Consider the following 16,505-nt stretch of genomic DNA (forward strand, 5'->3'; position numbering starts at 1 on the left):
TGTCGAACACGCGTTTCGACGGGACGCTTCTGCCACGCGCGCCGACCGACAGCGCGCCCCCACACCACGCGACACGCACCACGAGCCGAGCCGTGGCTTCGACCGCCTCTCGACACCGCCTCCTGGGCACGGAAACGAAACCCCGAAACCCCGCCGGTCCAACCCGGTGGCATGGAACGCGGCACCATCCCGCTCGACGACCTCGACGGCCCGTTCGACCTGCAGGCGACCGTCGAGAGCGGCCAGAGCTACCTCTGGGACCGCCCCGACGACGGGATGTACGAACGGACCGACGTCCACGGGGGCGACGCGTGGTACGAGACGGTCGTCCCACCGCTTGACGCCGTCGGCAACGAACGTGCCGTCGTCCGGGTACGACAGACGGCAGGTCGTCTAGAGTGGGAGGCGACGACCGATCCCGTGCCGATCCTGACCCATCTCCTCCGTCTGGACGACGACTTGGACGCCATCCTCGACGCGACGCCCGACGACCCCCTGCTTTCGCGTGCCTACGACAGGTACCGGGGGATGCGGCTGGTCCGCGATCCGCTCGTTCCCTGTCTGATCTCTTTCATCTGCTCGGCGCAGATGCGCGTCTCACGCATCCACGGGATGCAACGGGCGCTCGCCCGCGAGTACGGCGACACTCTGTCGGTCGACGGCCGGACGTACCACGCCTTCCCGACGCCCGAGCAACTCGCCGCCCGCACCGAGGACGAACTCCGCGACCTGAAACTCGGTTACCGCGCTCCCTACGTACGGCGGACGGCGGCGATGGTGGCCGACGGCGAGGCCAGCCCCGCGGACGCCCGCGGCCGCGACTACGAGGACGCCCGCGAGTATCTCACCCGGTTCGTCGGCGTCGGCGACAAGGTGGCCGACTGCGTGTTGCTGTTCTCGCTGGGGTATCTGGAGGCGGTCCCCCTCGATACCTGGATACGGTCGGTCATCGCCGACCACTATCCGGACTGTGAACGGGGGTCCTACGTCGAGACGTCCCGTGCGATCCGCGAGCGGTTCGGCGGCGAGTTCGCCGGCTACGCCCAGACGTACGTGTTCCATCTCTTGCGGGCGGGCGGGGAGTGAGCGCTATCCGAGTTCGTCGAACAGCGCCCGGACCCGCCCTCTCACCTCGTCACGGATCTCGCGCACGCGGTCGATGTCGGCGCCGTGTGGGTCGTCGAGCGCCCAGTCGCGGACGTCGACGTCGTCACGGATCGCGGCCACGTCGAGCGTCGAACAGCCCATCGTGGCGACGTAGTCACAGGTTCGGAGTTCGTCGAGGGTGATCGCACGGGGGGTCCGCCCCGAGATGTCGATCCCGACCTCGCTCATGGCGTCGACGGCGACGTCGTGAACCGTCTCCGCGGGGTGGGTGCCGCCGGTCAGGACCTCTATGTCGTCGAGGCCGCGGCGCTCGCGTTCGCGTTCGGCGAAGGCCGCGGCCATCTGTGATCGGCCGGCGTTCTGCACACAGACGAAGGCGATGCGGGTCGGATCGGTGGTGTCGGTGTCGATGGTCATGATCTCAGTCGTCGGTCGGTGGTTCGGCCGTCGTGACATCCGTGCCGGTCGGGTCCCAGTCCAGTCGGCCCTGGAAGTAGAGCGCGACGTTGACGAGGGCGAGGAGGACGGGTACCTCGATCAGCGGGCCGCCGACGATGGCGAAGGCGACGCCGGAGCCGACGCCGAAGACGGCCACGGCGACGGCGATGGCGAGTTCGAAGTTGTTCGACGCGGCGGTGAAGCCGATGGCGGTGGTCGTGGAGTAGTCGGCGCCGATGCCCCGTCCCATCCCGAAGCTCACGAGGAACATCACGACGAAGTAGATGGTGAGCGGGACGGCGATGAGGAAGACGTCGCCCGGCGCGGCGACGATGTTCTTCCCCTGGGTCGCGAACATGACGACCACGGTACAGAGCAGAGCGACGAGCGTCAGGGGATCGATCTTCGGGACGAACACCTCGTCGTACCACTCGGTCCCCTTCCAGCGGGTGCCGACAAAACGGGTGAGAAAGCCTCCGGCGAAGGGGATGCCGAGGAAGACGACGATGGCCTCGAACACCTGCATCGGCGTCACGTCGAACGCCGTGATGCCGGCCACGAGCGTCTCCATCCCCAGTAGCGGCGGCAGGAACAGCCCGAAAAACCAGACGTAGACGCCGTAGGTGACGATCTGAAAGAGGCTGTTGAACGCGACTAGGCCGGTCACGTACTCGGTCGATCCCTCGGCGAGTTCGTTCCGGACGAGCGCCGACATAATCAACGTTTCGCCGGCTGTCGGCTTCATCCCACCCCTGAAGGGGTGGGCTTTCGCCTCGAAATGCTGTAATCCGCCTTCGCGAGTGGCGGATACATCATCGCCACGAGTCCCACCTCGACGAGGTGGAAGTCCCGAATCGGCGCTGTCACCGACGGGGCCACGAACCCGGGGCCGACGCCGATGGCCATCGCGCCGAGGATCCAGACGGAGAGGTACTTATCGAGGACGTCCATCGAGCGTGGGTCGCCACAGCTCGCACACTCGCAGTTCGGCCCGTGCTCGTGGGCGTTACTCATCACCGACGCTCCCGTCGAGAACCGTCACGAGGGCGACGGCCGGGTTGGTCGCCCGGTATTTCTTCCACCGTCCCTCCTTCCAGCCATCCACGAGGCCCGCGTCGACGAGCGCCGAGAGGGCGTGACTCAGCCCGCTCTCGCTCACGTCGACGACGGCGTTCAGTTCGCAGACGCACATGTTCCTCGCCCGCGGCCACGAGCGTCCGCACGAGGGTGTAGCGTCTCGTTGGCGAGCGCCGAGAGTACATCGAGTGCGGTCTCGACCCGCGTCAGTCCGAGCGCCGCTTCGAGCGTCCCGAGCTCTTCGAGCCGTCGCTCCACGTCTTCGGTACGACACTCCTCGAGCTCGTCTTCGAGGGCTGTGTTGAATCGCCATATTGCGGTGGAACTCACTGTTTCACAGCCTGCTTGATGTTATAGACGACACACATCAGCGCGATTTCTCGGAACTCACGGAACCACGAACGCGCTCGCACGGCGAAGCCGAGCGAGCGCTTCACAGCCGAGTTCACGGTCTCGGTCATCGAGCGCTGATTGTAGCGCTGTTCGTCGATTCTGGCGTTGTGCGCGTGGTCGTACGGTGCGAAGATGCGATGTTTGATGAGCGGGCGAATCCCGAGGTCACGAAGGGATTCGCGGAGCGACTGCTTGTCATAGCCTTTATCGGCGGCAAGAGACCGCAGATCGCCCGCCGGAATGCGGGCGATCTGCTCGGCGAGGTCTGCGTCGCTCCCTTCACGGTTCGTCGAGCAGTGAACGTCAAGGATGGCTTGTGAGTCTGTATCGACGAGTTTCGTGACCTTCAGCTTCTGCACGCGGTAGCTTATTCGCTGGCAGTAGTGGCGGCTCGCTGCTGAGCGTTCGTAGAATGTCGCGTCGATCGCGCCGTGTTTCGAGGGGTCGTGCAGTTGCGCCGACTGGCGCAGCAGCACTCGGCAGACGCTCATACTGATCCGGTCGAACGCTTTACACAACGTGGATGGAGAGGGGAGATCGGCCGCGCTGAGGCCGATCTCCCCAGTTATTTGTGGCATCTCTTTGAGCAGGTCGATCGTCATTCGATAGGACGTGTCGAGGTAAATCCGCAGACAGTGGAGGGAAACGAGGGCATAGTCGGCGAATCCGCCGCCACCTTCCGGGGCGGCGGATTCGTCTCCATCGCCAGTAACTCTTTGAGAAATCGGGACGATTTCGCTAGTGAAGCGGGAGATTTGGGTCATGACAACTGAAGTCTCCCGCTTCAACTCCTTCGATTTAGCGGCCTATCCCAACGCCGTCTAGTGATTCAACACAGCCTATCTATCGGATTCTACTCCGGGCCGCGGCGTATCCTATCCCGAATAGGAATCCAATAAGATGACCGACGATATCGGCCCGGCCAACCGGAAGAAGTCCGGCCAGCTGCCCGAGCATGTATGGAATCAGCACAATGGGAGTAAGTACCAAGACGATCCCCCAATACGTTCGTACTGGAGTGGTGATTGGACTGCCAGACGTGAGTGCGCCGAACTCGAACTCGTCTCGGTGCTCGAGGAACATGTGGACACTGTAAAAACCGATAAATGCCAATATGCCCCCACTAGCGCCCAGTGTACTCTCACCGGAGACTGCAGTTCCGATTAGTACCGCTACCTGCGCGGTAATCACAAAAAATGCGATAACTTCGGCCTGCCGCATATGCTGCTCGCTTTCTCCGGCAAATAGCCACAGGAAGGCTACATTCCCAAACAAGTGGGTTATTCGCGGTGGGAGCGCATGTGAGACAATCGCAAAGAACAGTCCAGGCGATAATGCGGGAAACGACTCAGTTGTGAACATCCACTGGATGAGCTCTTTGTCCCACCCGAGAAACACCACTCCAATTTGGAAGAGGTACCACAGCATGATGACTGTAGTGAGGAATCCTGTCCCCAGCCGATTTTGGAAAAACAATCGGCTCTGAATTGCCTCGGCGACTTGTTCACAGTGGGGGTGATTGAATCCCATCATAGTCGTACCCCGCAGACGCTTCTCAGCACGGTTGCCCGTTTGCTTTGATGCGCTCGGCGCATATTAATCAAAAGAACCCCAGAATACTTTTAGAGGCATTGAGAATCGGGATTCGCCTGTTCACGATAGCCATTCGCCCAACCACGAATCACCAATTTCCTATCCATGTCACGTTTTGACCTCCTTCCCCACGACGTCCACACGAAGCTCAAGACCGATCCACGCCACGTTAGTGGCAACGAACTACTCCCGGCCGAGGTCGCGCTGACAATGTATGAAAATGACCGCCCGATATGGACAGCCTCGCAAATGCAGTCGGAACTTGATACCAGTCATGGTAAGGAGACTGTCCGCAAAAAGCTGAACACGCTTGATGAGGTGGAGGTTTGCGAGTCCATGCCCGCCAATAACGGTCGCATCTACTGGTGGAGCGACGATCGCAGTGATTGGCCGATTCCCCCAGATATCATCGTGGATGGCCAACAAGAACTGACTGTCGCCGAATTGATCAACCCGTGGTATTCGAAAGTCGGACTGATTGGGCTACTCGTCCCCGCACTCGCTGGTATACCACTCCTAGTCGGGATCTTCGCGATCGGCGGAACCATCTCGATCCCCGTCTCTGGCACAGAGTTGCTCTCGATGGGGATGATCGCGATCGTCCTCTCATATATACTCTTGGCGTACGCTGGTCTCATCGGTATTGTGCAATGGGCAACGGGCAACACCATCGGCGTCGGCTTCCTCGATTCCTAACGAGAACACTCGTGATTCCCATGTACCTCCAATGCGTTCACGTAATATGGATGAAAAAATCGTGTCTCTGACCGCTGATACTACTCGATTATCTTAGACTAAGTAAAGGTTATAACGTTTCGATTAGGTGATGTCTATATCCAATGACTAAGAAGACAATCGGACAGAACACCGGCCGATCGGGTCGGGTGAACTTGTCTGGCCCTGAACTTGAACAGTTCAGTGCCGAGGTTGGGGACTCAATCAAGGTTGATATTGCTGAGTCAAGTAAAACACTCAGAGTGGCTAAAATGATCTGACTGTATCCATACAAAATCTCATTAACATAGAGACCCGGTTCAATCCTCAGTCGGTACCCCGTCAGTAAGATCAATAATTGGCTGCTCTTCGAATATGGTCTCAGGAACGCCCAGCCGTTTCAGCAGTTGATGCCACGAGATGTCTCGAGCGTAGCTCTCCCCCATAGTGGAGTGATCGCGGGCAGTCCACGAATCAGGGACTTCGTCAACGCGTTCTGCGGGGACGACCAATTTTCCTACTTCTCGTTCTCCCCCGTCCTCAATTGTATAGACACAAAAGAAGTAGAGAAACTGGGTTTCGAAATGCCACGAGCGGGCCGTTGAGACGAACTCGTCGTGATGTTGCTTCCAGATCCGAAACCGCCCATACGGCCCTGATGGATAGCGGTGCACGCAACTTTTCGACTCGATTCGAAAAGCAATATCGTGACTCCCCTTGGCGAACGTGTCGTACCATGGATCGCCACGGCATGCATCAAATATCAAACATTTATCAAAGACTGCACTAACCAATCGTTCGGTATTATATCCACGAACAGCAGCAGTGTTTTTCCCCCGACCAGAGCACGTTGGGACGTCTCCAGAGACATCCTCAAGAGCAACTTCAGGCCGCTCAATCAGCTCTGTCAGTGCAAATTCCGACGAAATCTCTTCTCGGTTACCATCTATTTCCGTCTCTCCACCCTGATCTGGACTGGGAGTCTCAACATCAATTGAGGAAGCACCCTGTCCTGAGCTCTCTACGCTGGATGACTCAGTTTTGTCGGACATCAATCGATCACCTCATCGGTGGCTGCTGGCGCTAGCCCCCGGAGCGTTGCAAGCCAGTCGTTGTCGGCGCAGGACGGACAGACTGGCGGATCGGTTGGATTGCCGTCCCACTGGACGGTTTCCCAACTGAACGTGCTATCGCAGGCTGGACACTGCCAGTCAGAGACTTCATATTTAGACGCTAATTTCGGGTACTGTTGAGCGAGGGTCGGTGTGAGTTTCTCCGTGCCACTGTCTGCATTCAGTGCGCGTTCGACCTGCTCTCTGGGGTACGAAACCAGCGGGAGGAATCCGTCTGGAGGCTGGTCGGTGTAGGGCTCATCACCTTTGCCACACCGCTGGCGATACGAGCAGTAGTCACACTCCCACCCGTGTTCGGGCTCGGCAGGAGGCAGTGTCCCCTCAAGTCGATACGTGGACTGGGTCGCCATCCACTCGCGGACGGTCTCCTTCCAGAATTCGTGGTCGAATTCGACGGTCATCGCTCGGAAGTCGTGCTGCTCGCGATCGATGTAGATCACCAGCCCGGTCCGGACGGGATAGGAAACAGTCTGATCGAGGCCGTAGAGATAGGCGTGCAACTGAGCACGGTGATGATCGGCTGGTGTCGGGTCTTCGTTGTCAAGACTGGTGAGTGACTGTTTCGCTTTCACCTCTGTCGGCAGCAGTGGATCGCCCTGTCGCGTGCAGATGACGGGATCGGTCGCGCCTCGGACCTGCAACTCGCCGGCGTGCGTATCAAGCTGGTAATCGACCCACATCGAGTTCTGGACGTACGCCGGTGGGTCAGCTGTCTCGGCAGCGATATCCTCGACAAAGGGCATAACGATATCCTCCTCGATACGTGTCCCAGCCCAGAAGATGCCGGTGGGCTGTTGGTCTTCCTTCGGTGCATTCTGGGTTGCGTAGGCAGTTTTCCGGTGGCACTGCAACAGTCGGTGTGGCGCGTGCCGATCTGGTGGTGTGAGAGACGCGGGGGTATGCCGCCACGGCTGCCCCTCGCGCATGTGCTGTTTGATTTGACGGGTCCGGTACCACTCACTGAAGGCATCTTGATGGATGGCTTCGACGACCGCCTGAATGTGTGACTGTGGTTCTGCTGTGGTGATCGACGTCATGCTTGGAAAGACCGGGTTTGGATGGCTGGTGCTACTACCGGCTGAGGTCTAGAGCTACCAGAATATAAAACCACATTAATTAGTGAGGTTATTATATTGAATACATCATCTCCGGTAGTCGCGTTTTATACAACAGCACAAATTCGTGTGAATATTATATCCAATTAGTTATCCTTGCCTAATATATTGCCGCGGTAACGACGGCGGTGTAGGTGGCCTAAGAAGTGCGACAGCCAGCGCCGTGGATGCAGCTGCCGCTCGACGAGCGGATCCTAGAGGCGTTAGATTCGTCTGGACTGATTTTGTCTCCAGCCGTGATTTCGATCAACATCGACAAATCACGGAGCGAGGTGAATCGGCGGCTGTCCACACTGGTTGAGTATGGGCTCGTCACTCGAGTCCAGCGAGGCTATTATGAGATCACGGAGACAGGCCAGCAGTACTTAGCTGGCGAGTTGGATGCTTCCACACTCTCCGAGTCTGAGTGACCGAGCACCACTAAAGGTAGGCCAATCGGATCACGCAAACAGCCGAATTCAGTATGAGGTATCCGGAGTCTCCACGGCCGTGATCAAAAACTCAGACAGCTATCTGACGGGGGCCTCATGGCCAACCCACCGTGGGGTCAGTCTCTCCAACTCTCCCGGCATTTAGCGGAGCGTCTGCGCGCTTGAGCAATATTATCTGATTCCCAGCGTCAGTGACGCTGTCGACGTTGGTGACACCGACAAGTTACCCCACGCGTAGCGAGAAATCCAACTATGTGGGGTAACAAATCCAATCCAGACCGCCGGTCTGTTGCTATTCCCCGTTCAGCGAGGAGAGACATTTCACTCGGTACACGGGGCCTCGGACGTGGACGTCCCGGATCGCCGGGAGGTGAGTGCGCCACTCCCGCCACCTGGACACGCGCAGACGGCTGGACCACCGGGGTAACGGCGGTCGCAAGGCCGCCCACACCCTCATGAACGCGCTCGGCCACAGCCTCAGCCACCGGTGGTTTGAGAGAATTCGATTAAGAAATTCTTTGATTTCAAGCCCTCTACCCCGTATGACCGGCGCTTCTACATAAATCCTGTTGACAAGACTTTTTTTGCTACCTCCAAAATTCTCTCTCGCCTGCGGGAGCGCCCCCAACCAAGCACGCTCTTCCTCAGGCCTTGACAGGACCGTGTTCGAAATCATCCCTCGTGAGCTGCTGCTGTGGCTTCGGGCTGGGGCAGCAGTCCTCGCGATCGTCGTCCACATGTACAGGCTTCGAAACGAAATCGATGCCTCTGGCGACGAGAGGTAGCGGGCGCCAGAATCGCCGGCGCCCCCAACCAAGCATCGGTTACTTTGCGCCCACATATTTTAAAAATTGGGTGGTGGAGAATTGACCAGTCGAGGTCTGTCCACGAACGGGCGTTCCTCAACAGACTGTCCGCAGCCCTTTTTTAATAACACGAATAGGTGTCCGTGAACGTCGCTTGCTACGTCCGGGTTTCGACCGCAGAGCAAAACCTGGACCGCCAGCTGCAATCCACGACCGACTACGCCACGGACGACCTCGGCGCCAATCTCGCGAATGTCGACACCTACCGAGACAAGTCCACGGGGACGAACACCGAGCGAGGCGGGTATCGTGAGATGATGGACGCCGTCGACGGCGGCGACGTGGACGCGGTGGTCGTCCACGAGATAAGCCGCCTCGCCCGATCGCTGCAAGACTTAGAACGGACGGTCTCGCGGGTCACAGACACCGGCACAGAGATTCATTTTGTCCGGGACGGCCTCTCGTTCGGCGACGGGAAGGAACAGCCGATGCACCGGCTACAGATGCAAATGCTCGGCGCGTTCGCGGAGTGGCAAGCGCGGGTCAAACAGATGAACACCCGCGAGGGGATCGCGGCCCGGCAGCAAGAGGACGGGTACCACCACGGCCCCGCGCCGCTCGGGTTTGAGAAAGACGAGGGCCGTCTCATCGAGGCGGAGGACTATCACGACGTTGTGGCGGCGCTGGACATGGTCCAGAAAGACGAACTCTCGAAGCGGAAGGCCGCGCAACGACTCGACTGTTCGCGTTCGACCATCGGCCGGGCGCTGGAGCGAACCGAGTTGTATGGAATCTAACCCGGTGCCTTCGACCGGTTAGACGCGTTCGCGGGTTCCGAGGACGTAACCGAGAAACACAATTGCCGCCGTCCCGGCGAACGTCTCAATGCCAGCAGCGAGCGTCCCAATTGTTCCAAATCCGACCCCTGAGGGGTCTGTTGGAGGCGCGGTCGTGAACGTCACGACGCTATAATATAGACTCTGATCGATCGGCATCCCTTCCCAGAAGTAAGCCGCGACAGAGGCCAAGTATAGGGCTACCATGACTCCACTAATCCAAGTGAGTTGGACTCCATACCCGGTGAATACTTTCGATAATAATGATCCAAACCACGCAGCGGTCCCCCGCGGTCCGCCGCCAGCGAGTGCCTCTCGACGTCGTGCTCGGCGTTCCCGAACACGGGCACTTCGAGCCTGGCTAATCAGCCCGTTCGCGCTGTAGGCGGTTCGCAACTCGTGATTCGCCCGGGCAATAATATCGTATTGCTGGTCCTCAGATACCGAGTCCTTGTCAGCAAGCTCATGCCTGATTCGTGTGCCAGGGGCGCCGATTTGTGTGTTCCGGGAGAGTGCCGCGTCGGTGAGGATGATGCCAGAAATGAAGGTGTTGCGGAGATCGGCGTCTCGGAAGTCCGCGTTGGAGAGGTCGGCGCTTCGGAGGTCCGCCTCGGAGAGGTCGGCGTCGGTGAGGCGCGCCTTGGAGAGGTCAGCACCGGCGAGCACCGCCTTGGGGAGGTCGGCGCCTCGGAGGTCTGCCTCGGAAAGGTCGGCGCCTACGAGGTACGCCTCGGATAAGTCGGCGCGTACTAGGTCCGCCTTGGAGAGATCGGCGTGCTTGAGGCGCGCCTCGGAGAGGTCGGCGTTGGAGAGGTCCGCCTTGGAAAGGTCGGCGTGCTTGAGGCGCGCCTCTGAGAGGTCGGCGTATCCGAGGTCAGCCCTAGAAAGGTCGCCTTGGAGAGGTCGGCGTTGGAGAGGTCGGCAAGTCCGAGGGTCGCCTTGGAGAGGTCGGCGTTGGAGAGGTCGGCAAGTCCGAGGGTCGCCTTGGAGAGGTCGACATTTCGGAGGTCCGCTCCGGAGAGGTCGGCGTAGTTGAGATCCGCTCCGGAGAGGTCGGCGTAGTTGAGGTTCGCCCCGGAGAGGGCCGCTTCGGGTTGAATATCACCCGGCGAAATGTTCTCGTCGTTCGGTATTTCCCAGTCTGAATTTGGCATATAGAGACCACGTCATGCCGGGTCTAATTTCTGGGGACGCCCTGCTGGCCGTGTCGGTCGCCCGTCTGACTGAGCTATTTGATTCAGTAGTGAATCAGATTGATTCATCGCCCTCGTCCTCGCCACTATCAACGACGAACAGAAGGCCTGGGTTGAATCACAATCTGATTCACTCGACGTGCCCAAAGCCGAGGTTATACGTTGTGTTTCTCGGCTACGTGCTGGGGACCCGAGAGCGGGTGTAAGCTCTTTTCAGGTGGGGTTCCCCCAAGAGGCTCCAAGCACATCGGCACGATCGAAAAAGCAGTCGGCGACCGCTCCGACAGTCTCCGGGGCTCTCCATACCGATTGTATTCAATTGAGACCAGTCTACGTAGCGGTATCGAATGAGAAATTTCAGCCCCAGAAACAGTGTATTAGTGTTTAATATCTCTCTACCGTATTGTCAATATGCAGTTGGTCCCCCAGCCAACTGAGCTCCTGCTTCCCCGCACTGCCCTCCCCTCCTCCATTTTGCTTAGGATTCGGCTCGGAAGATAGCTTTGTAGCATGCTGAAACACTCTGTTGGAGAACGCCGAATACGACCTCCAGCGTCAGTCGAAGATCGTCGAGTCATCGAGTGACCCTGACGTATTCCGTTCAGGGTCGATTCCTAACTCGCGGAGCTCGTCTTCGCTCGGGGGCTCGCCTGCTCCATGGTAGCCTTGGAGTGCTTCATCAAGGTTTTCGAGGGCCTCTCGGCGGCGTTTCCCTTGGCTGATGACGCCGGTTCCTTGCTCTTTTGCGAGCCACCACTCCCCCTCGCGTGTGAGCGTGATTACCGTCCCAGTCGGCAGGTCATCGGTAATGGGTGAGTCCGTAGTCATTGGTCGCCTGTATCTTACTACGCCAAGCGGGTGGACGCCTGATCCGTCTTCTGGTCACTGTCTTCTTCTTGGCCAAGCGGCTCGACCCCGTTACGTTCGCGATTCCCTGGGTTTGCTCCCGCTGCGAGTCATGTCCTCACAGCGGGGACAGGCACGCGGAGCATCGACGTTGTCGGGCGTGAATACACGGACGTACTGTTCGGTGACGTGCGCACCGCAGTTCTGACACTCCGGCATGGTTACTCTGGGTCACTCCCGTTGACATCGATCCCGCGTCCTTCGAGCAGTGCTGTCGCGACTTCCTCAGGGTGGTTCGCCACAACTCGGAGGGCAGCATCGTGAAGTTCGCGCTTTGGAACATCTCGGACGCCGTATTCACGACGGAGGACCATGCCAACATCAAGATCGAGTGTATCCTCAAACGCTTCCCATGCCGATTCACGAGCATAGAGCGGACGCTGTGTCGTCTCGTCGAATGTGAATGCTGGCATGTCGGCTGACCGCTCGGTTGGCTTCTCATCGGCCGGCGTGGCGGCGTTGGGCGGCTCCTCAGCGGTCGTGTCATGCGTCGAGTCAGCTCCGGCTGTTTCATCGTCGGCATCGTTGGCCTGATCGTCATCGCCTTCGAGTGCCTCACTGATCCCGTTGAATCGACTCTCATCAGGCATCGATACCACCTCGCTCGACGATTGCTGCCAGTTCATCAAGCCGCTCCAGTTGGTCGCACTCGCTGTCGTAGGCCGCGACTGGCTTGCCTTCTCGCCACGCCCGACGGAAGGCGATTCGTTTCCGGATCCCCGGTCCAGGAGAGTTGGGGTTGTCGAAGTGATCTGATCGACCGAATGCTGGGAGATTCTCCGCGAATGGTGAGGTCTCGATGTCTGTGATAATCCGTCGTTCTTCGTTGTCACCTTCGAGACGGTTGGGAACCAGCGCGAGGATATTGATATCCAGTTGTTGGCGGAGAGGAGCAATCTGGTCTTCGACCATCCGCTCTAATCCGGAAATACTCGGCTCACTCATTTGGAGTGGCACGATTACGTTCTGGGAGGCGATCAGTGAGGCATCTGAGAGTGCGCCGAGATTTGGTGGCGAGTCGATTACGACGTAGTCGTACAGGTCTCCGAGGACTGCTTCAACAACGTGCTTGCGAACCCACGTCTCAGCGAACGTCGTCGTCCGGATCCGGTCTTCAAGCGCGTCGAAGTCTCGGTTTGCCGGAATGACGTCGAACCACTCTGTCTCTTGGATGATGTCGTCGAGTGTTGCTGTCGCGTCATCACCGAAGACGTCCCCGAGATGCGTCTCAGCATCGTATGCGTCTCGAAGCCCGACGCCCTCGGTTGCGTTCCCCTGCTGGTCAAGATCGACTAAGAGGACACGATGTCCTCGTGCGTGTAACCGCTCAGCGATGTTGATCGCGAGTGTCGTCTTCCCAACACCGCCTTTCTGGAGTGCTACGGAGACTGCGCGAGGTTGTGTTGCCGTGTCTTCTGAATTCTGGGACATGGTGGTCTCTCGTTAAGAATAGGTACAATAGGTGAAATAGGTGAGATTCCAACCTATCGTGCGCTATGTGGATACTCTACCTATTGTACCTATTCCTATTATAGAGGTCATATCGCGGAAGATATGTAAAAGTGCGTCAGACAATACAATAGCTAGAATAGGTGAGATAGCTAACTTAGGTAAGATAGGTAAAATAGGCGTGATGGAATTTTATCGCCAATAGTTACCCCACAATTTGAACCAACAGCTGATTAGTGGGGTAACTTCTACTGTCGCCATTCGTCGCTGTGAGTTATTCCTGAGGACTCACGACTTCGTCACAGATCGGACACTCTGCCCAGATCCCAGTCGTCCCGTCGTCTTTCTCGTATTCGACCAAGACGTGTACGCCAGAGAGCCCCTCACCACACTTCGGACAGCTTCCGAGTGGTGGATCGCCGGTCATTAGGGGAGGGAAGGGAGCGTGTGACATATCCCTTCCATCCGAATGTGGGGTAATGATTGGGTGTAAGCCTTGTGTGGAATCGCATTGGCGATACACCGCTGTCGGTGAATTCAGCTCAGCCGCCACAACTAATTCCCTCGCAACTGACTTTCAGATGATGAGTCTCCGGAAAGTACTCACTCGAGTACTCTTTGAGACCGACTCAACGGTCATCGTTGAGTGCCGTCACTGTGGGCTGACCGTTTCTCCGGAGATCGACTCGTGCCCAGCGTGCGGGGCGACGGATTTCTGTTGCTACGAGATACCCGAACAGGGAGTTCTGTCGCAATTCTCGGCAACTGAGACTATTCTCTTGCTGAATATAGAGGATGGACCGGTCAGCTAGTCACATAGCCAGCCACTTCGGTAAAGATAGCCGGTTATACCCGCAGTACACGCTGCTGCAAGGCCGAATGCGATTAGTCCTGTCGGGTCCGGGGCGAACAGTATACTGAGAGTGCTTCCCGTGAACAGGCCGATAATGAGGCAGAGGGCAAAACGGATGGAGGAACTGGCCATGCTCAAATTTTCGGCCACGAATATAAATCACTGACCGACTTGCGCTCTATATTCAGCACGACGACTGAAACCCCACAACGAATGAGAATTTCAACGAAGTAGCCGACGTGTTGCGAAGATAGGGAATAATGCACAGGTCCGCGAGCGACCACTCGCCCCGTTGAGTGTTCTTGAGCACCCCTGTTCACGAGTGAATAACGGCTTTCTCTCAGAGCGGCTAGAAGAATTCAGTCGCCTACGCCATTGTTCGTCTTACCGCTGATTTCTATGGGTTGTACGTCATTCTTATCAGTATGACCACCGGATCTGTTGACGATTTTGAGGAGATTTCGCACGCGAACGGAGACATACTCGCCGAACGCATCGAACTGCTCGATGATCTTGATGATGAGGAGACGCTAACCGCCGATGAGGTCGGGGATAATCTCGGCATCGACCTTGGCGGCGATACCTGCACCACCGACGAGATGCGGGATCATCTCGATATTTCTTGATTGCCTGAACCTCTATCGGACGCCTAAATACTTCGCCGCCTCCTCCGCGATCTTTTCGGTTGTCGCCTCGACGAGACGCCCCTCCTCTTTTTGAATATCCGCGTGGCGGATCGAGACGACCGTCCACGGGTTCACATAGGTCTCGCGTGGAAGGCCGCCGGCCGCGAAATCGTCCTCGCCAAGCGGGATCGCAACCGCCCTCGGCGTCGTCGTGCCCGCGGCGTAGAGACCCTCCTCGTCGCTGAACGGGTGCGTGTCGTCGTTCAGGCAAACATACGGCCGGTAGTCGTGATCGGCGAGGAGATCAGGACCCTTCACCACTGCGCCGCGAGTGTATCCGTCGGTCATTCCTCGCCGTAGTAGTCGTCTGTCGTCGACGACGAACTCGCACCCATCTGAGCAGCGTACGAGGCGAGGCGGTCGTCCTCAGCGATCGCCCAGTACCGGCCACGGTGCCGGACGAGCCCCCGGTCCTCGAGACGGGACAGAGCCCCGCCAACGCTCCCGCGCTTGATCCCTGTCTCCTCGTGGAGTTCGGTCTGTGTGAACGCTTGGTCGCTGTGCTCGGCGAGGAACTGCAGAATCTGGTATGGTTGTGTGCCTTCTTGGAGATCGAGGACCTCGGCGGGCTCGTCATCGAACCGATCGATACTGATGGGCATACGTAATAGAACGTAATAGATCGAAATAAGTCTATGGGAGAGACATATCGGGTCCGTTCTCTTCGGAATGAGGGAAACATCCAGTAGCCGTTAATTTGCGAACGACAGAAAACGTGCACGTGATTATTTCATAAAAAAGAGGGCATCATAGAACTCGTCTCACACCGTAATAATCGTACTTCCCGGATTGTCTCTACGTTCGTAGTTGGTGATAGCGACGACGAGCCGAAGGCACAGTACGAGGAACACCTGCGCTCGTGCGTGGACGCGGCCTCGGGTGTGGGTTCGCCCGAGGCCGCAGTCCTTGACTGATTCGTTGGTTCGTTCAACTCCAGTACGGCGGTTGTACGTCTCGTCTAGCGTCGATTGCTTCAGTTGAACGTCCTCGCTGTGTTTCTCGATGCGATCTTCGACCCTGTACTCGATGTATTTCGGGTCGTCGGTGTTTCGCGCGTTGTAGGCAGCGACTGGCACGACCCCTGCGGCCAACAGGTGGTCGTGCCAGTCGAGCGTGTCGTAGGCGCTGTCACCGACCATCCATATCGGCTGAGCGACGGCGAGCGCGTCACGCGTGACGCGCATCGCTGTCTCCTCTGGCGCTTGCTTACTCTCTGTAAACTCTGCTGCTATCGGGATCTTTTGCCCAGTCGAGACGATTGTGCAACCGTAGCCGTAGTAGTACTCGTCGTCGGTTGGATCGTAGCACTTCGACGCGTCTTGATCGGCGGGCATCGCTCTCACGTCAGTTGAATCGACACAGTAGGTCAAGTCGAGCAGACCGCGTCGGGCGGCCTGCTCGACGAGTCGGTCAAAGACCTCGTCAACGACGTGTTCGAGGTCGGTGAGAAAGCGATCGACCGCGTCTCTCGACGGCGGTCGATCGAAGCCACAGCTCAGCCAAACGACCGTGTTCCGAAGCTCTCGTTCAACGGGACGAATCCCGCAGATGTCGTGGTAGTAGCAGTGGAGGAACCCACGCATCAACTCTGGTGGTTCATGCTCTCGTGTTCGCCCCGTCTCCGCCGGGGCGAACACGTCGAACTCAAGCGACTCGAACTCAAGGGACTCGAATAGTGCCAGCGTCTCGGTAGCCACGACATTGAAGAACTCGTCGATAGAAGCCTCTCCTTGCAGGGTTTGGGAACTCGTAGACACAGTTTCCACACCCTGCCT

At 58.2% G+C, this 16,505-nt stretch carries 20 protein-coding genes and 4 pseudogenes; 6 read left to right on the top strand and 18 right to left on the bottom strand.

Translation table 11 applies throughout. The annotated features are described in order from the left end of the window. The first annotated feature begins 171 nt into the window (after positions 1 to 171). Positions 172 to 1,086 carry a DNA-3-methyladenine glycosylase family protein gene (locus tag NBT82_RS11335; RefSeq protein ID WP_251328227.1) on the top strand — a complete coding sequence of 305 codons (915 nt, stop codon included), beginning with the start codon at positions 172 to 174 and terminating at the stop codon, positions 1,084 to 1,086. A 3-nt stretch (positions 1,087 to 1,089) separates the two neighbouring features. Here the strand turns inward: NBT82_RS11335 and NBT82_RS11340 are convergent, their stop codons facing one another. From NBT82_RS11340 to NBT82_RS11370, 5 genes and pseudogenes are all read right to left on the bottom strand, one after another. Beyond that, positions 1,090 to 1,524, bottom strand: a complete 435-nt coding sequence (locus NBT82_RS11340) for an arsenate-mycothiol transferase ArsC (protein WP_251328228.1) — start codon at positions 1,522 to 1,524, stop codon at positions 1,090 to 1,092. 4 nt (positions 1,525 to 1,528) lie between these two features. Next, positions 1,529 to 2,559 (bottom strand): annotated as a pseudogene (locus tag NBT82_RS11345) (arsenic resistance protein). Next, positions 2,552 to 2,937 (bottom strand): annotated as a pseudogene (locus tag NBT82_RS20200) (ArsR/SmtB family transcription factor). The pseudogenes NBT82_RS11345 and NBT82_RS20200 overlap by 8 nt, the downstream one beginning before the upstream one ends. 11 nt (positions 2,938 to 2,948) lie before the next feature. Continuing rightward, complete coding sequence (locus tag NBT82_RS11365) at positions 2,949 to 3,779, bottom strand: IS5 family transposase (RefSeq protein WP_251328233.1); 831 nt, start codon at positions 3,777 to 3,779, stop codon at positions 2,949 to 2,951. A gap of 79 nt (positions 3,780 to 3,858) precedes the next feature. After that, positions 3,859 to 4,548, bottom strand: a complete 690-nt coding sequence (locus NBT82_RS11370; RefSeq protein ID WP_251328234.1) for a rhomboid family intramembrane serine protease — start codon at positions 4,546 to 4,548, stop codon at positions 3,859 to 3,861. A 165-nt stretch (positions 4,549 to 4,713) separates the two neighbouring features. On the opposite strand from NBT82_RS11370, the gene NBT82_RS11375 reads away from it, so the two are divergent. Both NBT82_RS11375 and NBT82_RS11380 read left to right on the top strand, forming a co-directional pair. Continuing rightward, positions 4,714 to 5,304 (top strand): hypothetical protein, encoded by a 591-nt coding sequence (locus tag NBT82_RS11375; protein ID WP_251328235.1) that lies wholly within the window; start codon positions 4,714 to 4,716, stop codon positions 5,302 to 5,304. Between the two features lie 143 nt (positions 5,305 to 5,447). Continuing rightward, positions 5,448 to 5,603 (top strand): hypothetical protein, encoded by a 156-nt coding sequence (locus NBT82_RS11380; protein ID WP_251328236.1) that lies wholly within the window; start codon positions 5,448 to 5,450, stop codon positions 5,601 to 5,603. A gap of 39 nt (positions 5,604 to 5,642) precedes the next feature. On the opposite strand, the gene NBT82_RS11385 is transcribed toward NBT82_RS11380, so the two are convergent. Continuing rightward, positions 5,643 to 6,374 (bottom strand): PD-(D/E)XK family putative nuclease, encoded by a 732-nt coding sequence (locus tag NBT82_RS11385; RefSeq protein WP_251328237.1) that lies wholly within the window; start codon positions 6,372 to 6,374, stop codon positions 5,643 to 5,645. Next, a complete protein-coding gene (locus NBT82_RS11390) occupies positions 6,374 to 7,381 on the bottom strand; it encodes a CRISPR-associated protein Cas4 (RefSeq protein WP_251328238.1) in 1,008 nt (335 codons plus the stop codon). Before NBT82_RS11390 ends, NBT82_RS11385 begins: the two co-directional genes overlap by 1 nt. A 335-nt stretch (positions 7,382 to 7,716) precedes the next feature. Between NBT82_RS11390 and NBT82_RS11395 the strand changes: the two genes are divergently transcribed. Beyond that, positions 7,717 to 7,980 carry a helix-turn-helix domain-containing protein gene (locus NBT82_RS11395; protein ID WP_345780647.1) on the top strand — a complete coding sequence of 88 codons (264 nt, stop codon included), beginning with the start codon at positions 7,717 to 7,719 and terminating at the stop codon, positions 7,978 to 7,980. Between the two features lie 964 nt (positions 7,981 to 8,944). After that, the gene (locus NBT82_RS11400) at positions 8,945 to 9,604 is read left to right on the top strand and encodes a recombinase family protein (RefSeq protein ID WP_251328240.1); all 660 of its coding nucleotides are present in this window, start codon (positions 8,945 to 8,947) and stop codon (positions 9,602 to 9,604) included. Positions 9,605 to 9,622: 18 nt separating this feature from the next. Here the strand turns inward: NBT82_RS11400 and NBT82_RS11405 are convergent, their stop codons facing one another. From NBT82_RS11405 to NBT82_RS11430, 8 genes and pseudogenes are all read right to left on the bottom strand, one after another. Continuing rightward, positions 9,623 to 10,309, bottom strand: coding sequence for a pentapeptide repeat-containing protein (locus tag NBT82_RS11405; RefSeq protein WP_251328241.1), 687 nt, complete (start codon positions 10,307 to 10,309; stop codon positions 9,623 to 9,625). Between the two features lie 75 nt (positions 10,310 to 10,384). Then, a pseudogene (locus NBT82_RS20305) lies at positions 10,385 to 10,483 on the bottom strand (pentapeptide repeat-containing protein); the annotation flags it as partial. Positions 10,484 to 10,563: 80 nt separating this feature from the next. After that, positions 10,564 to 10,797, bottom strand: a pseudogene (locus tag NBT82_RS20310) (pentapeptide repeat-containing protein); the annotation flags it as partial. 594 nt (positions 10,798 to 11,391) lie between these two features. Beyond that, positions 11,392 to 11,664: a type II toxin-antitoxin system HicB family antitoxin gene (locus tag NBT82_RS11415; RefSeq protein ID WP_251328243.1), complete on the bottom strand. Its 273-nt coding sequence runs from the start codon at positions 11,662 to 11,664 to the stop codon at positions 11,392 to 11,394. 90 nt (positions 11,665 to 11,754) lie between these two features. Beyond that, on the bottom strand, positions 11,755 to 11,901 hold the full coding sequence (locus tag NBT82_RS20315) for a DUF7563 family protein (RefSeq protein WP_425601750.1): 147 nt from the start codon (positions 11,899 to 11,901) through the stop codon (positions 11,755 to 11,757). A gap of 2 nt (positions 11,902 to 11,903) precedes the next feature. Beyond that, positions 11,904 to 12,332 (bottom strand): DUF7970 domain-containing protein, encoded by a 429-nt coding sequence (locus tag NBT82_RS11420; protein WP_251328244.1) that lies wholly within the window; start codon positions 12,330 to 12,332, stop codon positions 11,904 to 11,906. Next, positions 12,325 to 13,173, bottom strand: coding sequence for a ParA family protein (locus NBT82_RS11425; protein WP_251328245.1), 849 nt, complete (start codon positions 13,171 to 13,173; stop codon positions 12,325 to 12,327). Before NBT82_RS11425 ends, NBT82_RS11420 begins: the two co-directional genes overlap by 8 nt. A gap of 292 nt (positions 13,174 to 13,465) precedes the next feature. Further along, positions 13,466 to 13,618, bottom strand: a complete 153-nt coding sequence (locus NBT82_RS11430; protein WP_251328246.1) for a DUF7837 family putative zinc-binding protein — start codon at positions 13,616 to 13,618, stop codon at positions 13,466 to 13,468. Positions 13,619 to 14,469: 851 nt separating this feature from the next. On the opposite strand from NBT82_RS11430, the gene NBT82_RS11435 reads away from it, so the two are divergent. Beyond that, positions 14,470 to 14,670: a hypothetical protein gene (locus NBT82_RS11435; protein ID WP_251328247.1), complete on the top strand. Its 201-nt coding sequence runs from the start codon at positions 14,470 to 14,472 to the stop codon at positions 14,668 to 14,670. 12 nt (positions 14,671 to 14,682) lie between these two features. On the opposite strand, the gene NBT82_RS11440 is transcribed toward NBT82_RS11435, so the two are convergent. The 3 genes from NBT82_RS11440 to NBT82_RS11450 all read right to left on the bottom strand — a co-directional run bounded on the left by NBT82_RS11440 (position 14,683) and on the right by NBT82_RS11450 (position 16,487). Next, positions 14,683 to 15,018 carry a hypothetical protein gene (locus NBT82_RS11440; protein ID WP_251328248.1) on the bottom strand — a complete coding sequence of 112 codons (336 nt, stop codon included), beginning with the start codon at positions 15,016 to 15,018 and terminating at the stop codon, positions 14,683 to 14,685. Beyond that, positions 15,015 to 15,332 carry a helix-turn-helix transcriptional regulator gene (locus tag NBT82_RS11445; RefSeq protein WP_251328249.1) on the bottom strand — a complete coding sequence of 106 codons (318 nt, stop codon included), beginning with the start codon at positions 15,330 to 15,332 and terminating at the stop codon, positions 15,015 to 15,017. The genes NBT82_RS11440 and NBT82_RS11445 overlap by 4 nt, the downstream gene beginning before the upstream one ends. A gap of 159 nt (positions 15,333 to 15,491) precedes the next feature. Beyond that, on the bottom strand, positions 15,492 to 16,487 hold the full coding sequence (locus NBT82_RS11450; RefSeq protein WP_251328250.1) for a transposase: 996 nt from the start codon (positions 16,485 to 16,487) through the stop codon (positions 15,492 to 15,494). Positions 16,488 to 16,505 lie beyond the last annotated feature (18 nt).

The organism is Haloplanus sp. HW8-1 (genome assembly GCF_023703795.1).
GTDB classification, from domain to species: domain Archaea; phylum Halobacteriota; class Halobacteria; order Halobacteriales; family Haloferacaceae; genus Haloplanus; species Haloplanus pelagicus.

What these genes read in the sequence shown, in the direction of transcription:
- NBT82_RS11375 (WP_251328235.1), top strand. Translation starts at nt 4,714, where the DNA reads ATGTCACGTTTTGACCTCCTTCCCCACGACGTCCACACGAAGCTCAAG.
- NBT82_RS11365 (WP_251328233.1), bottom strand. Translation starts at nt 3,779, where the DNA reads ATGACCCAAATCTCCCGCTTCACTAGCGAAATCGTCCCGATTTCTCAA.
- NBT82_RS11445 (WP_251328249.1), bottom strand. Translation starts at nt 15,332, where the DNA reads ATGCCCATCAGTATCGATCGGTTCGATGACGAGCCCGCCGAGGTCCTC.
- NBT82_RS11385 (WP_251328237.1), bottom strand. Translation starts at nt 6,374, where the DNA reads ATGTCCGACAAAACTGAGTCATCCAGCGTAGAGAGCTCAGGACAGGGT.
- NBT82_RS11440 (WP_251328248.1), bottom strand. Translation starts at nt 15,018, where the DNA reads ATGACCGACGGATACACTCGCGGCGCAGTGGTGAAGGGTCCTGATCTC.
- NBT82_RS11435 (WP_251328247.1), top strand. Translation starts at nt 14,470, where the DNA reads ATGACCACCGGATCTGTTGACGATTTTGAGGAGATTTCGCACGCGAAC.
- NBT82_RS11380 (WP_251328236.1), top strand. Translation starts at nt 5,448, where the DNA reads ATGACTAAGAAGACAATCGGACAGAACACCGGCCGATCGGGTCGGGTG.
- NBT82_RS11340 (WP_251328228.1), bottom strand. Translation starts at nt 1,524, where the DNA reads ATGACCATCGACACCGACACCACCGATCCGACCCGCATCGCCTTCGTC.
- NBT82_RS11335 (WP_251328227.1), top strand. Translation starts at nt 172, where the DNA reads ATGGAACGCGGCACCATCCCGCTCGACGACCTCGACGGCCCGTTCGAC.
- NBT82_RS11420 (WP_251328244.1), bottom strand. Translation starts at nt 12,332, where the DNA reads ATGCCTGATGAGAGTCGATTCAACGGGATCAGTGAGGCACTCGAAGGC.
- NBT82_RS11425 (WP_251328245.1), bottom strand. Translation starts at nt 13,173, where the DNA reads ATGTCCCAGAATTCAGAAGACACGGCAACACAACCTCGCGCAGTCTCC.
- NBT82_RS11415 (WP_251328243.1), bottom strand. Translation starts at nt 11,664, where the DNA reads ATGACTACGGACTCACCCATTACCGATGACCTGCCGACTGGGACGGTA.
- NBT82_RS11370 (WP_251328234.1), bottom strand. Translation starts at nt 4,548, where the DNA reads ATGATGGGATTCAATCACCCCCACTGTGAACAAGTCGCCGAGGCAATT.
- NBT82_RS20315 (WP_425601750.1), bottom strand. Translation starts at nt 11,901, where the DNA reads ATGCCGGAGTGTCAGAACTGCGGTGCGCACGTCACCGAACAGTACGTC.
- NBT82_RS11390 (WP_251328238.1), bottom strand. Translation starts at nt 7,381, where the DNA reads ATGCGCGAGGGGCAGCCGTGGCGGCATACCCCCGCGTCTCTCACACCA.
- NBT82_RS11430 (WP_251328246.1), bottom strand. Translation starts at nt 13,618, where the DNA reads ATGACCGGCGATCCACCACTCGGAAGCTGTCCGAAGTGTGGTGAGGGG.